Raw genomic sequence first — 14770 nt, 5'->3', positions numbered from 1 at the left:
GGGCCGATGGCGTCCCCCGCAATCCGTTTCAACGTGAGGACGGTCGAAAGATGGCGCTTACGCATCCCCACTCCCGCTTCAGCACCACGCCCGTGAAGCAGGGTCTCTACGACCCGGCCTTCGAGAAGGACGCCTGCGGCCTCGCAATGGTGGCGACCCTGAGGGGAACCGCCGGGCACGACATCATCGATGCCGCGCTGAACGCGCTCCGCAATCTGGAGCACCGCGGTGCGGTCGGCTCCGACGCGGGCACCGGCGACGGGGCGGGCATCATCACCCAGGTTCCGGATGCGTTCCTGCGCGCCGTGTCGGGTCTCGATCTTCCCGCGGCCGGCCGCTACGCGGTCGGCAATGCGTTCCTCCCGCTCGAGCCGGGGGAGCGCGCTGCCGTCAAGGCCGCGATCGAGGCGATCGCGCTGGAGCAGGAGCTCATGGTGCTCGGCTGGCGTGACGTGCCGGTGCGTGCCGACGAGATCGGCACGCTCGCCCGGGGGGCGATGCCGGCAATCGAACAGCTGTTCGTGTCGAGCACCCGCACAGGCGAGAAGGGCGAGCCGGTGGGCGGCATCCTGCTCGACCGCCAGACCTTCTTCTTGCGCAAGCGCGTAGAGCGCGAGCTCGACGTCTACTTCACGTCGCTCTCCAGCCGCACGATGGTCTACAAGGGTATGGTCACCACGCTCCAGCTGGAGCCGTTCTACCCGGACCTCTCCGACCAGCGCTTCGCCTCCAAGCTCGCACTCGTGCACTCGCGCTACTCCACGAACACCTTCCCGTCGTGGCCGCTCGCGCAGCCCTTCCGCATGATCGCTCACAACGGCGAGATCAACACCGTGCAGGGCAACCGCAACTGGATGCGCGCCCGCCAGTCCCAGCTCGAGAGCGAGCTGCTCGGCGACCTGGGCCCGGTACTGCCGATCGTCACACCGGGGGCCAGCGACTCCGCCTCGTTCGACGAGGTCGTCGAGCTGCTCTCCCTGTCGGGCCGGTCGCTGCCGCACGCGGTGATGATGATGGTGCCGGAGGCCTGGGAGAACCAGACCGAGATCGACCCGGTTCGCCGTGACTTCTACGAGTACCACTCGATGCTCATGGAGCCGTGGGACGGCCCGGCCGCGATCGTCTTCACCGACGGTTCGGTCGTCGGCGCCACGCTGGACCGCAACGGTCTGCGCCCCGGTCGCTACGTGGTCACGAACGACGGTCTCGTCGTTCTCGCGAGCGAGATCGGCGTGCTCGACATCGAGCCGAGCCGAGTCGTGCGCAAGGGCCGGCTGCGCCCGGGTCGGATGTTCCTGGTCGACACCGTGGCCGGCCGTCTGATCGAAGACGACGAGATCAAAGCGGAGCTCGCCGCGAGCGAGCCTTTCGGTCAGTGGCTGGATGAGGGCCGCATCAACCTCAAAGACCTCCCCGAGCGCGAACACATCGTGCACACTCCGGCGTCGATCACCCGGCGTCAGCGCACGTTCGGCTACACCGAGGAGGAGGTGCGCATCCTGCTCAAGCCCATGGCGACCACGGGTGCGGAACCGCTCGGGGCCATGGGTTCCGACACACCGGTGGCGGTGCTCTCCGATCGACCGCGGCTGCTGTTCGACTACTTCACGCAGCAGTTCGCCCAGGTGACGAACCCGCCGCTCGACTCGATCCGCGAAGAGGTCGTCACCTCGCTGAAGCTGGGTCTCGGCCCGGAGCGCAACCTGCTCTCGTCCGGCCCAGAGCACGCCCGACAGGTTGTGCTCGACTTCCCGGTGATCGACAACGATGAGTTGGCCAAGATCCAGCACATCGACCCGACCCCGGGCAGCCGGCTCACCACCACGGTCAAGGGTCTGTACCGGTTCGATGCGGGCACCGATGCGATGGAGCGCCGTCTCGCGGAGATGTGCGACGAGGTCGACGAGGCGATCGAAGCCGGCGCCCAGTTCCTCGTGCTGAGTGATCGGGACTCGAACAAAGATCTGGCGCCCATCCCGTCGCTGCTCATGCTCGCGGCCGTGCACCACCACCTCATCCGGGCCGAGAACCGGATGAAGGTCGGCATCATCGTCGAGGCCGGCGATGTGCGCGAGGTGCACCACGTCGCCCTGCTGATCGGGTACGGCGCCTCGGCGATCAACCCGTATCTGGCGATGGAGACCTGCGAGGACCTCGTGCGCAGCGGACTCATCACCGGCATCTCGCCGGAGAAGGCCGTGAAGAACGTGATCAAGGCGCTCGGCAAGGGCGTTCTCAAGATCATGTCCAAGATGGGCATCTCGACGGTGTCGTCCTATGCGGGCGCCCAGGCGTTCGAGGCGGTCGGCCTCAGCCAGGCGCTCGTCGACCAGTACTTCACCGGCACGACGAGCAAGCTCGGCGGGGTCGGCATCGAGGTGCTCGCGGCCGAGAACCTGGCGAGGCACGTCAGCGCCTATCCGGCCGAGAGCGCCGTGCTCGCCCATGAGCGGCTCCAGACCGGCGGCGAGTACCAGTGGCGTCGTGACGGCGCCCCGCACCTCTTCAACCCGGAGACGGTCTTCCGGCTGCAGCACTCCACCCGCACGCGCCGCTATGACATCTTCAAGGAGTACACCGATCTGGTGGACAACCAGGCGGAGTCGCTCATGACGCTGCGTGGCATGTTCAAGCTGCAGTCGGGTGTGCGCCCGGCGGTCCCACTCGACGACGTCGAGTCGGTCGAGAGCATCGTCAAGCGGTTCTCCACCGGTGCGATGAGCTACGGTTCGATCTCCAAAGAGGCTCACGAGACGTTGGCCATCGCCATGAACCGCCTCGGTGCCAAGTCGAACACCGGTGAGGGCGGCGAAGACCTCGACCGGCTGCTCGACCCGGAGCGTCGCAGCGCCATCAAGCAGGTCGCCTCGGGGCGTTTCGGTGTGACGTCGATGTATCTGACGCACGCCGACGACATCCAGATCAAGCTCGCCCAGGGTGCGAAGCCCGGTGAGGGCGGCCAGCTGCCGCCGACGAAGGTGTACCCCTGGGTCGCTCGCACCCGCCACGCCACCGCCGGCGTCGGGCTGATCTCGCCCCCGCCGCATCACGACATCTACTCGATCGAAGACCTCAAGCAGCTCATCTTCGATCTCAAGCGCGCCAACCCGAACGCCCGGGTTCACGTGAAGCTCGTGAGCGAGTCGGGCATCGGCGCCGTCGCGGCAGGTGTCGCGAAGGCACTGGCGGATGTGGTGCTCGTCTCAGGCCATGACGGCGGAACGGGCGCCTCCCCGGTCAACTCGCTCAAGCACGCGGGAACACCCTGGGAGCTCGGCCTGGCCGAGACCCAGCAGACGCTGATGCTCAACGGGATGCGCGACCGCGTTGTCGTGCAGGTCGACGGCCAGCTGAAGACCGGCCGGGATGTGATCGTCGGCGCTCTGCTCGGCGCCGAGGAGTTCGGCTTCGCCACGGCGCCGCTGGTGGTCTCCGGCTGCATCATGATGCGGGTCTGCCACCTCGACACCTGCCCGGTCGGCGTGGCCACCCAGAATCCGGTGCTGCGGTCACGCTTCTCGGGCAAACCCGAGTTCGTCGTGAACTTCTTCGAGTTCATCGCGCAGGAGGTGCGCGAGTACCTGGCCGAGCTGGGCTTCCGCAGCCTCGACGAGGCGATCGGGCACAGCGAACTGCTCGACGTGAACGGTGCGATCGACCACTGGAAGGCGTCTGGCCTCGACCTCTCGCCCATCCTGACCGGTCCCGACTTCCCCGCGGATGCGCCCCGCAAGAATGCGCGTCAGCAGGATCACGAACTGGAAAAGCACTTCGACAACCAGCTGATCGAGCGCAGCGAGAGCGTGCTCGCGAGCGGCGGGCACGTGGCGATCTCGCTCCCCATCCGCAACACCGAGCGCGCGGTGGGAACGATGCTCGGTCACGAGGTGACCGTTCGGCACGGCGAGAACGGCCTGCCGAGCGGCTCGATCGAGATCTCGCTCACCGGGTCGGCCGGGCAGTCGCTCGGCGCGTTCCTGCCGAGCGGCATCACCCTTCGCCTGGAAGGGGACACCAACGACTATGTCGGCAAGGGGCTCTCCGGTGGCGAGATCGTGATCCGGCCGGACAGGAACAGTGTGTTCCCGGCCGAGCGCAACGTCATCGCCGGGAACGTGATCGGCTACGGCGCGACGCAGGGGAGCATGTTCATCCGCGGCATCGTGGGCGAGCGGTTCCTCGTGCGCAACTCCGGAGCCACGGCGGTGGTCGAGGGGGTCGGCGACCATGCCCTCGAGTACATGACCGGCGGGCTCGCCGTGATCCTCGGCGGCACCGGCCGTAACCTCGGCGCGGGGATGTCGGGCGGAACCGCCTACGTCTACGAGCTCAAGACCGATCGTGTCAACCGGGATTCGCTCGCGAGCGGTGAACTCGAACTGCTGCCGCTCGGCGGCGCAGACGTCGAGATCGTGCGCGACCTGCTTCAGCGGCACGAGGCGGAGACGGGTTCTGTGCTGGCCGCCAAGCTGCTCGCGGCCTTCGAGGAGACGGTCGCGAAATTCGTCAAGGTGCTGCCGCGCGACTATGCGGCCGTGCTGCAGACCCGTCAGAACGCCGTGGACGAGGGCCTCGACCCCGACGGCGACATCGTGTGGAACAGAATCCTGGAGGTTACCGGCGGATGATGCTGACTGATCTGAAGGATTTCGTTGAAGAAGGAGCGACTCGTGGCTGATCCGAAGGGCTTCCTCAAGGTGACGGAGCGCGAGCTCCCCAAACGTCGCCCGGTGTCCGTGCGCCTGATGGACTGGAAAGAGGTCTATGAGGCGGGCGACCCGAGCCAGCTTCGGCAGCAGGCCGGCCGATGCATGGATTGCGGTGTCCCGTTCTGCCACCAGGGATGCCCGCTCGGCAACCTGATCCCGGAGTGGAACGACCTCATGTGGCGAGGCGAGGGCCGTCAGGCCATCGAGCGCCTGCACGCCACGAACAACTTCCCCGAGTTCACCGGGCGGCTGTGCCCGGCTCCCTGCGAGTCGTCCTGCGTGCTCAGCATCAACCAGCCCGCTGTGACGATCAAGCAGGTCGAGGTGTCGATCATCGACCAGGCCTGGCAGAACGGCTGGGTGCAGCCGCACCCGCCGGAGCGGCTCACCGGCAAGACGGTGGCCGTCGTCGGCTCCGGTCCGGCCGGGCTCGCCGCCGCTCAGCAGCTCACGCGGGCCGGTCACACCGTCGCCGTGTACGAGCGCGATGACCGTATCGGCGGCCTGCTGCGCTACGGCATCCCGGACTTCAAGATGGAGAAGAAGCACCTCGAGGCGCGACTGAACCAGATGATGGCCGAGGGCACTCGGTTCCGCGCCGGCGTCAACATCGGCGCCGACATCACCTGGGACGACCTGCGCGCGCGGTACGACGCGGTCGTCGTCGCGACCGGTGCGATGGTGCCGCGCGATCTGCCCATCCCGGGACGCGATCTGAGCGGTGTGCACTTCGCCATGGAGTACCTGGTTCAGCAGAACAAGGCGGGCGCCGGCGACGGCATCGCCGACCAGATCACTGCGGAGGGCAAGCACGTCGTGGTCCTCGGTGGTGGCGACACGGGTGCGGACTGCATCGGGACCGCGCACCGTCAGGGAGCGGCTTCCGTCACCAACCTCGCCATCGGAACGCAGCCGCCGAGCGAGCGGCCCGGTCACCAGCCGTGGCCGACCACGCCGACGCTGTTCGAGGTCTCCAGCGCCCACGAAGAGGGCGGACATCGCGAGTTCCTCGCCTCGACCGTCGAATTCTTGGCGAACGAGCACGGCGAGGTGCGGGCCATCCGCGTCGCCGAGACCGAGTACCTCGACGGTCGCCGCGTGCCGAAGGCGGGCACCGAGCGGGAGATCCCGGCCGACCTCGTGCTGCTGGCCCTCGGCTTCACCGGCCCCGAGTCGCAGGATCTCTCGGCCCAGCTGGAGCTCCCGTTCGACGAGCGCGGCAATGTGCAGCGCGACGGCGACTACCAGACGAGCCGACCCGGCGTGTTCGTGGCAGGGGATGCGGGCCGCGGCCAGTCGCTCATCGTCTGGGCGATCGCCGAAGGCCGTGCAGCGGCGTCGGCCGTTGACCGGTATCTTGAGGGGGAGACACAGTTGCCGTTCCCGGTCCGTCCCACCGATCGTGGAATCCTCGTCTGAGTTGATGAACTCTTTTGTCTGTTGGACGCGCGCGCGGAACCCCGCGTGACGTCATCACCGAATCGAGCGCCGTCAGGGGCGCAGAATCACGGAGCAAGAAGAAAAGTATGAGAAGGGCCAAAATCGTCGCGACCCTCGGGCCAGCGACCTCGAGCTACGACAACATCCGCGCCATCATCGACGCGGGCGTTGACGTCGCCCGAATGAATCTCAGTCACGGAAGCTATGACGTCCACGAGGGCGTCTACGCGAATGTGCGCAAGGCGGCCGACGACGCCGGCAAGCCTGTCGCCGTCATGGTCGACCTCCAGGGCCCGAAGATCCGTCTCGGCAAGTTCGAGGCCGGCCCCTACGAGCTCGCCGAGGGTGACATCTTCAAGATCACCACCGACGACATCATCGGTACCAGGGAGATCTCCTCGACCACCTTCAAGGGTCTTCCCCAGGACGTGTCGCCCGGCGACTACCTCCTCATCGACGACGGCAAGGTGCGCGTTCAGGTCACCGAGACCGACGGCACCGTCGTCACCACCAAGGTCATCGTGGCCGGACCGGTGTCCAACAACAAGGGCATCAATCTGCCGGGAGTCGCGGTGAACGTCCCGGCCCTCTCCGAGAAGGACGAGGCCGATCTGCGCTGGGGGCTCAACCTCGGTGCCGACCTGATCGCCCTCTCATTCGTGCGCAACGCCAGCGACATCGAGCGCGTGCACGAGATCATGGCGGAAGAGGGACGCAAAGTCCCCGTCATCGCCAAGATCGAGAAGCCGCAGGCCGTCGAGGCGCTCGAAGAGATCATCGAGGCCTTCGACGCCATCATGGTCGCCCGCGGTGATCTGGGCGTCGAGCTTCCGCTGGAGGCCGTGCCCATCGTGCAGAAGCGCGCCGTCGAGCTCGCCCGCCGCGCGGCCAAGCCGGTCATCGTGGCGACGCAGATGCTCGAATCCATGATCTCGAGCCCGGTTCCGACCCGCGCAGAGACTTCGGATGTGGCGAACGCCGTGCTCGACGGTGCCGATGCGGTCATGCTCAGCGGAGAGACCAGTGTCGGGGAGTACCCGGTGATCACCGTGCAGACCATGGCGCGCATCGTCAGGTCCACCGAGGAGCACGGGCTCGACCGGATCGCCCCGCTCGGCACGCGTCCGCGCACCCAGAGCGGCGCCATCACCTTGGCCGCTGTCGAGGTCGCCGATTTCGTTGAGGCCAAGTACCTCTGCGTGTTCACCGAGTCGGGTGAGTCGGCGCGGCGCATGTCGCGCATCCGCAGCAGCATCCCCATCCTCGCTTTCACGCCGGAAGAGTCGATCCGCCGCCGCATGTCGCTGAACTGGGGCGTCGAGTCGTTCGTCGTCGCGCGGGTCACTCACACCGACCAGATGGTCGCGCAGGTGGATGAGGCGCTCAAGTCGACCGGTCGCGCAGAGAACGGCGACAAGGTCATCATCATCTCCGGGTCCCCTCCCGGAATCCCCGGCACCACCAACGACATCCGCGTGCACCGGGTCGGCGACGTCATCTGAATCACGGATCCGACGGGAAGGGCCCTCGCTTCGGCGGGGCCCTTCCCGTCGTTCGGACCGGAGCGGTTTCCCACCGAGTTCGCAGCATCTGCGAGGTCCCTCGGCATCCACACCGGCGTAGTGTCGATGTCATGAAGAACCGTTGGGTCCGCTGGCTGCCGGCCGTCGTCGTGCCGGTCGCGATCGCTGCAGGCGCGATCATCGCACCGCTCGCCGCGGGTGCGGCCGATCTGCCGTCGAAGACGCCGGGCGAGGTACTGAACCTGGTCGCCGCGAGTGAGGTGAAAGCGTTCTCCGGCACGGTCGAGCAGAGTTCCGACCTCGGCCTGCCGTCCCTTCCCTCGATCGGGCAGGGTTCCGGTTCGGGCGCCGAGAGCAGCGCCGCGAACGCGCTCGAGCTGCTGACCGGTTCGCACACCGCCGCTGTCTACGTCGACGGTCCGACGAAACTCCGGGTGCAGGTGCTCGACCAGCTCGCCGAGCGCGACGTGGTGCGCAACGGCTCCGATGTGTGGCTGTACACCTCGACAGGTGAGAAGGTCACGCACATCGCACTGCCCGACCGCTCGAGCCTCAAAGCGCCGGACAACCGCGGGCAGGACCCGGATGCGATCCCCGGCACCGCCATGACGCCGTCGCAGCTCGCGCAGCGTTTCCTGACCGCGGTGGATCCGAGCACCTCGGTCACCCTCGGCGCCCCGGTGAAGGTCGCGGGACGAGACGCATACGATCTCGTGCTCACGCCGAAGACCGACGCCACCCTGGTCGGCTCCGTTTCCATCGCGGTCGACGGTGACACCGGCATCCCGCTGCGGGTCCAGGTGGATGCTCGCGGGCAGACCACGCCCGCTTTCGAGGTCGGATTCAGCCGGTTCAGCACCGCGACACCGTCGTCCGACGTCTTTTCCTTCACTCCGCCGAAGGGCGCGACCGTGACGGAGCAGGCGCTGCCGACATCCGCCGGGCCGTCGCAGAATAAGGCGCCGACGCATCCGAAGCCGACCGTCACCGGCACCGGCTGGGACGCCATCGTCGCACTGCCGGCCGGGTCTGTGCCGTCGCAGCTCACATCGTCGCCGCTGTACGGTCAGCTGACCACCGCGGTATCGGGAGGTCGTGCGTTCAGCACATCGCTCGTCTCGGTGTTCGTGGCCGACGATGGCCGGGTCTTCGCCGGGGCCGTCCCCGTTTCCGCCCTGCAAGCCGCCGCTCGGTGACAGGCACCGCCGCCGCCATCACGACGAGCGGCCTGACCAAGAGGTTCGGTTCGCGGACGGTGGTGGACGGTGTCGACCTCGACGTTCCGCGCGGGTCGGTGTTCGGCTTCCTCGGCCCGAACGGGTCGGGCAAGACCACGACGATCCGGATGCTGCTCGGGCTGGTGTCAGCATCGGCCGGGGAGATCCGACTGCTGGAACAGCCGATGCCGGAGCGGGGCGCCGCCGTTCTCCCTCGCGTCGGCGCGCTCGTCGAAGGGCCGGCGTTCGCGCCGTACCTCTCCGGCACGGCCAACCTGATCCGCCGCGATTCGGCGGACCGCTCAGCGCCGTCGGCGACCCGACGGGCGCGCGTGGCGGCCGCGCTCGACCGGGTCGGATTGACCCACGCGGCTGGCCGGAACGTGCGAACATACTCGCTCGGCATGAAGCAGCGGCTCGGAATCGCGGGGGCGCTCCTCACCGACCGCGACCTGATCATCCTGGATGAGCCGACCAACGGCCTCGACCCGCAGGGGACGCGGGAGGTCCGCACGCTGGTGCGGTCGCTGGCGGGCGAGGGACGGACGGTGTTCGTCTCCAGCCACCTGCTGGCCGAGATCGAACAGATCTGCTCGCACGCGGCGATCATGCGAACGGGGCGGCTCGTGGCTCAGGGATCGCTCGACGAATTGCGCGGGGCGAGCGGTCCGCGCCTCCGGCTCGACACTCCCGACGCGCCGGCGGCGACGGCCGTTCTGGCGCAGCTCGGCATCGGACCGACGACGACCGTGGACGGGTGATGGATGCACCCCTGCCGGAAGCGACGGCCGGAACGGGGTCGGCCGCACCCGGGCCCGTCGCCCCGGAGGAGATCGTGGCTGCGCTCGTCGCCGGCGGCGTGCGGGTGCGGGCGTTCGCGGTCCACGGTGCGACGCTGGAGCAACGGTTCGTGGAGCTTACGGGGAAGGTTTCGATGTCGAGCAGTGAGACCGCCGCGATCCGGCCACGGCGAGCGGCCGGCTGGTCGTTGCTGTGGTCCGAGCTCTCCGTGCTGTTCCGCCGATGGCGCACCTGGGCGATGCTCGCCGCCCTGGCCGCGGTTCCCATCCTGATCGCCGTCGCCGTGCGCGTGACCGGCGGGAGCCGATCGGGTCGCGGGCCCCAGTTCCTCGACCAGATCACGGCGAACGGGCTCTTCGTGGGGTTCACTGCCCTCGTCGTCTGCGTTCCGCTGTTCCTGCCGCTGACGATCGGTGTTGTGGCGGGGGACACCGTGGCCGGGGAGGCGGGCCACGGGACCCTGCGCTATCTGCTGATCGCGCCGGCCGGCCGGGTGCGTCTGCTGGCGGTGAAGTACGCCGGGGCCGCCGTGTTCTGTGTGGCGGCGACGGTTGTCGTGATTCTCGCCGGTTCGCTGATCGGGGCGATCCTGTTCCCGATCGGACCGGTCACCCTGCTCTCGGGCGACGTCGTGAGCGTGGGCGATGCGTTCCTGCGTCTGCTCGGCATCGCCGCGTATGTCACGGTGTCGCTTCTCGGATTGTGTGCGATCGGCCTGTTCCTCTCCACCCTCACCGATGTGCCGGTGGGGCGATGGCGGCGACGATCGTGCTCTCGGTGGTGTCGCAGGTGCTCGACCAGCTGCCTCAGCTCGACGCCGTGCACCCCTGGCTGTTCAGCCACTACTGGCTGGGATTCGCCGATCTGCTGCGTCAGCCGATCTCGTGGGACTCCTTCGGCAGCAATGCGCTCCTGCAGCTCGGGTACATCGCCGTGTTCGGTGCGCTCGCCATCGGCCGTTTCACCACGAAAGACATCCTCTCCTGACCTCCGCTGTCAGCGATCAGGGGATGGTTTCGGCCGTGCTCTCCAATTCGGAGCGGGGATGGTCGCGCTGCGTCACGATCGTGACACCGGCGGCCGCGCAGACGATGAGGATCCCCGCCAATTGCAGCGGAGTGAAATGCTCGTGCAGCACGAGCACCCCGAAGAGCGTGGCGACGACAGGCCCGAAGCTCGTGATGATCGCGTACAGCCGGGGCGTGATGCGGCGCAGGATGAAGGTGTCGAGGCTGTAGGGAATGGCGGAGGAGAGCAGACCGGCCGCGACGAGCAGACCGATCACACCCCAGTCGATCCGGCTGTAGTCGACGACGACGAGCGCGATCGGCACAAGGATTGCCGTGGCCACGACGCTCGCTACGCTCAACCCTTCGAGGCCGGGAAGTCGAAGTGCCACGCGCCGGTCAGCAGGATGTAAGCCGCCCAGGAGGCTGCTGCTGTGAGCGCCAGCACTACACCCCAGCCGTTGATCGCGCCCACCGTTCCCGTGAGCAGCACGACGCCGGCGGCGACGACCACCGCGCAGAGCACATCGAGCAGTCGGCGGGATCCTGCCAACGCCAGCGCGAACGGCCCCAGGAACTCGATGGTGGCCGCGATCCCGAGCCCGAGCCGGCCGACGGCCTCATAGAAGCTGAGGTTCATCGTGGCCAGGACCACACCGAGCGCGAGGGCCGGCCACAGACGCCGCCAGGTGAGTTCGGCGCGACGGGGTCGATAGAACGGCAGCACCACGACGGCGGTGATGATCTGCCGCACCGCCACGACGACGACGGAGCCGACGATCGGGATGAGCAGTCCGGCGAGGGAGGAGCCGAAGTTGATGCTCACCTCGGTGGCGATCTGAGTGCCCGCGCCGATCGCCGAACGCCGCGCAGGGTGTTCGGGGGTCGAGGTCACCCCTCGAGCCTACGGGCTCCTTCGGCACGCTCCAGGCGCATGATCGCCCGGATCGTCGAGGGGCGTCTCACAATGCGGAACCCGGCGTCCTCGAACAGGCTGACGGTGCCGTGGTAGCGCTCCGCGGCCGTCAGGGACGGCCGCACCGCCGTGTCGACGGGGTAGCCCTCGATCACCGTCGCTCCGTGCTGGACGGCGAAATCCACGGCACCGGCGAGGAGGGCGCCGGCGACACCGCGGCGGCGGGCATCGGCGCGGACCACGAAGCAGGTGACGGCCCAGGGGTCAGCCGGGTCGTCGGCGGTGCGCTTCGTGATGGGGGAGCGGGCGAGCCCCGGGTAACGGGAGAACGGCTCGACCGCCGCCCACCCGGCGGGCTCGCCGTCGAGCCACGCGAGGACGCCGGGGGCCGGATCCTGCCCGATTCTCTGGCGGAGCGATTGCGATCGTTCGTCGACCGTCAGTTCTCGGAACCGGGCGCCGGTCAGTTTGAACCATTGGCACCAGCATCCGGCGGGGTCGCCCTTCTCGCCGAAGACCTGCTGCACTCGGGGCCAGAGGTCGGGGCGGACGGCCTCGACCGTGATCGTCTGCGCAGACATAGCGACAACCTATCGCGCGTGCGGCATGCCCGCGAGGGGCTCCGAGCGCTCGACGGACCCGAACCGTGCGGTCGGAGTCGACGACTGTTCTTCTCGGGGTGGTTGCCCGGAGTCGAGGCCCGCGTAGGCTTCGCGCCAAGGGAAAGGATTCCGATGCCGAACACTTTGTCTCCGGAGGCACTCGACCGTCTCGACGCCTGGTGGCGAGCCGCGAACTATCTCTCGGTCGGTCAGATCTACCTGCTCGGCAATCCGTTGCTGCGCGTTCCGCTCACCCGGGAGCACATCAAGCCTCGGTTGCTCGGCCACTGGGGAACGACGCCGGGCCTCAATTTCGTCTATGCCCACCTCAACCGGGCGATCCAGGAGCGGGACCTGAACACGATCTTCGTGGCCGGTCCGGGCCACGGCGGTCCCGGCGTGGTGGCAAGCTCCTACCTCGACGGAACGTACAGCGAGATCTACAGCGCGATCGATCGCAGCGAGGACGGACTCCGGAGGCTTTTCCGACAGTTCTCATTCCCCGGCGGCATCCCGAGCCACGCCGCGCCGGAGACGCCCGGGTCGATCCATGAAGGCGGCGAGCTGGGCTACGCGCTCTCCCACGCGTACGGCGCCGCATTCGACAATCCGGATCTGCTCGTCGCCGCCGTCGTGGGCGATGGCGAGGCCGAGACCGGTCCGCTCGCGACGGCCTGGCATTCGAACAAGTTCCTGAACCCGGTCACCGACGGCGTCGTGCTGCCGATCCTGCACCTGAACGGGTACAAGATCGCGAACCCCACGGTGTTGGCGCGCATCCCCGAGAGTGAGTTGTTCGACCTCATGCGCGGCTACGGCCACACGCCGTACCTCGTCTCGGGCGGTTTCGACGGTGAGGATCCGCGGGCGGTGCACGAGCGGATGGCCGAGACGCTCGACACGATCCTCGATCAGATCGACGGCATCAAGCGGGCTGCCGCGGCGGGCGAACTCGAGGGGCGACCGGCCTGGCCGATGCTGATCCTGCGCACACCGAAAGGGTGGACCGGTCCGAAGGAGGTGGACGGGCATCCCACCGAGAACAATTGGCGGTCGCATCAGGTTCCCCTCTCCGATGCCCGCGACACCGAAGCCCACACCGCCGTGCTCGCGGACTGGCTCGCGTCCTATCGGCCCGAGGAACTCTTCGACGAGTCCGGCGCTCCCATTGCGCTCATCACCGCACTCGCCCCGCTCGGTGAGCGTCGGATGAGCGCCAACCCGGTCGCCAACGGAGGGCTGCTGAGGCGAGACCTGCGGCTGCCCGACTTCCGTGAGTACGCCGTCGAGGTTCCCGCCCCGGGGGCAACCGTCGCGGAGGCGACGCGCGTGCTCGGCGGATGGCTGCGGGATGTCATGGTCGCCAACCCCACCGACTTCCGCCTGTTCGGCCCCGACGAGACGGCGTCGAACCGGCTGCAGGATGTGTTCGAGGTCACCGACAAGCAGTGGAACGCCGAGTTCTGGCCGATCGACGACGACAACCACTTGGCCACCAGCGGCCGGGTGATGGAGATGTTGAGCGAGCACCAATGCCAGGGATGGCTCGAAGGGTATCTGCTGACCGGGCGGCACGGGCTGCTCACCTCCTACGAGGCATTCATCCACATCGTGGACTCGATGTTCAACCAGCATGCGAAGTGGCTGAAGACGTCGCGCCGCATCCCTTGGCGCCGACCGGTGGCGTCGCTCAACTACCTGCTCAGCTCGCATGTGTGGCGGCAGGACCACAACGGCGCCTCCCATCAAGACCCGGGCTTCATCGACCATGTGGTGAACAAGAAGGCCGATGTCGTGCGGGTCTACCTGCCGTTCGACGCCAACACGCTGCTCTCCACCTATGATCATTGCCTGCGCTCGGTCGACTATGTGAACGTGGTCGTGGCGGGCAAGCAGCCGGCGCCCAATTGGCTGACCATGCCCGAAGCGATCGAGCATTGCACGCGAGGCATCGGCATCTTCGGCTGGGCGGGCACCGAGGTGGTAGGCGAAGAGCCGGATGTGGTGCTGGGGTGCGCGGGTGATGTCCCGACCCTCGAGGTGCTCGCCGCCGCGTCGATTCTGCGGAACCGCATCCCATCGTTGAAGGTGCGCGTGGTGAACGTCGTCGATCTGATGCGACTGCAGAGCGAGGGCGAGCATCCGCACGGTCTGAACGACCGTGAGTACGATGCTCTGTTCACCACGGACAAGCCGGTGATCTTCGCCTATCACGGCTATCCGTGGCTCATCCACCGCCTCACCTACCGTCGCGTCGGGCACGACAATCTGCATGTGCGCGGATACAAGGAGGAGGGCACGACCACCACGCCTTTCGACATGGTGATGCTCAATGATCTCGACCGGTACCACCTGGTGATGGATGTGCTCGATCGCGTGCCCGGGCTGGCGGCGAAGCAGGGTGCCTTCCGTCAGGAGATGCAGGATGCGCGTCTGCGGGCGCGCGAGTACACCCGCGAACACGGGGAGGACATCCCCGAGGTGGCGGAGTGGGCGTGGAGCGGTTCCCCGGGTGCGATCCGGCTGGACTCGACGGGTGGCGACAACGAGTGAGC

General features: G+C 67.9%; 8 protein-coding genes and 2 pseudogenes. 7 read left to right on the top strand and 3 right to left on the bottom strand.

From position 1 onward, the window contains the following. Window positions 1-50 precede the first annotated feature (50 nt). The 6 genes and pseudogenes from gltB (at window position 51) to K5L49_RS03485 (ending at window position 10677) form a co-directional block, all read left to right on the top strand. On the top strand, window positions 51-4628 hold the full coding sequence (gene gltB / locus K5L49_RS03510) for a glutamate synthase large subunit (protein WP_223690632.1): 4578 nt from the start codon (window positions 51-53) through the stop codon (window positions 4626-4628). 42 nt (window positions 4629-4670) lie between these two features. Then, window positions 4671-6128 carry a glutamate synthase subunit beta gene (locus tag K5L49_RS03505; protein WP_223690631.1) on the top strand — a complete coding sequence of 486 codons (1458 nt, stop codon included), beginning with the start codon at window positions 4671-4673 and terminating at the stop codon, window positions 6126-6128. Between the two features lie 107 nt (window positions 6129-6235). Continuing rightward, the gene (gene pyk, locus K5L49_RS03500) at window positions 6236-7651 is read left to right on the top strand and encodes a pyruvate kinase (RefSeq protein WP_223690630.1); all 1416 of its coding nucleotides are present in this window, start codon (window positions 6236-6238) and stop codon (window positions 7649-7651) included. A 131-nt stretch (window positions 7652-7782) separates the two neighbouring features. Continuing rightward, window positions 7783-8868 (top strand): LolA family protein, encoded by a 1086-nt coding sequence (locus tag K5L49_RS03495; RefSeq protein WP_223690629.1) that lies wholly within the window; start codon window positions 7783-7785, stop codon window positions 8866-8868. Then, window positions 8865-9837 (top strand): annotated as a pseudogene (locus tag K5L49_RS03490) (ABC transporter ATP-binding protein). Before K5L49_RS03495 ends, K5L49_RS03490 begins: the two are co-directional and overlap by 4 nt. Next, window positions 9824-10677, top strand: a pseudogene (locus K5L49_RS03485) (ABC transporter permease). Before K5L49_RS03490 ends, K5L49_RS03485 begins: the two co-directional pseudogenes overlap by 14 nt. Before the next feature lie 16 nt (window positions 10678-10693). Here the strand turns inward: K5L49_RS03485 and K5L49_RS03480 are convergent. Genes K5L49_RS03480 through K5L49_RS03470 form a run of 3 tightly spaced genes read right to left on the bottom strand, consistent with a single transcriptional unit; the run spans window position 10694 to window position 12194 of the window. Then, window positions 10694-11041: an EamA family transporter gene (locus K5L49_RS03480; protein WP_308116507.1), complete on the bottom strand. Its 348-nt coding sequence runs from the start codon at window positions 11039-11041 to the stop codon at window positions 10694-10696. 14 nt (window positions 11042-11055) lie between these two features. Continuing rightward, on the bottom strand, window positions 11056-11592 hold the full coding sequence (locus K5L49_RS03475) for an EamA family transporter (RefSeq protein ID WP_223690626.1): 537 nt from the start codon (window positions 11590-11592) through the stop codon (window positions 11056-11058). Then, window positions 11589-12194: a GNAT family N-acetyltransferase gene (locus K5L49_RS03470; protein ID WP_223690625.1), complete on the bottom strand. Its 606-nt coding sequence runs from the start codon at window positions 12192-12194 to the stop codon at window positions 11589-11591. The genes K5L49_RS03475 and K5L49_RS03470 overlap by 4 nt, the downstream gene beginning before the upstream one ends. Window positions 12195-12347: 153 nt before the next feature. Between K5L49_RS03470 and K5L49_RS03465 the strand changes: the two genes are divergently transcribed. Then, window positions 12348-14768: a phosphoketolase family protein gene (locus tag K5L49_RS03465; RefSeq protein WP_223690624.1), complete on the top strand. Its 2421-nt coding sequence runs from the start codon at window positions 12348-12350 to the stop codon at window positions 14766-14768. Window positions 14769-14770 lie beyond the last annotated feature (2 nt).

The organism is Leifsonia poae, assembly GCF_020009625.1.
Taxonomy (GTDB): Bacteria; Actinomycetota; Actinomycetes; order Actinomycetales; family Microbacteriaceae; genus Leifsonia; species Leifsonia poae_A.
Note: the sequence above shows the minus strand (reverse complement) of the source record. Positions and strands in the feature narration are given on the sequence as shown.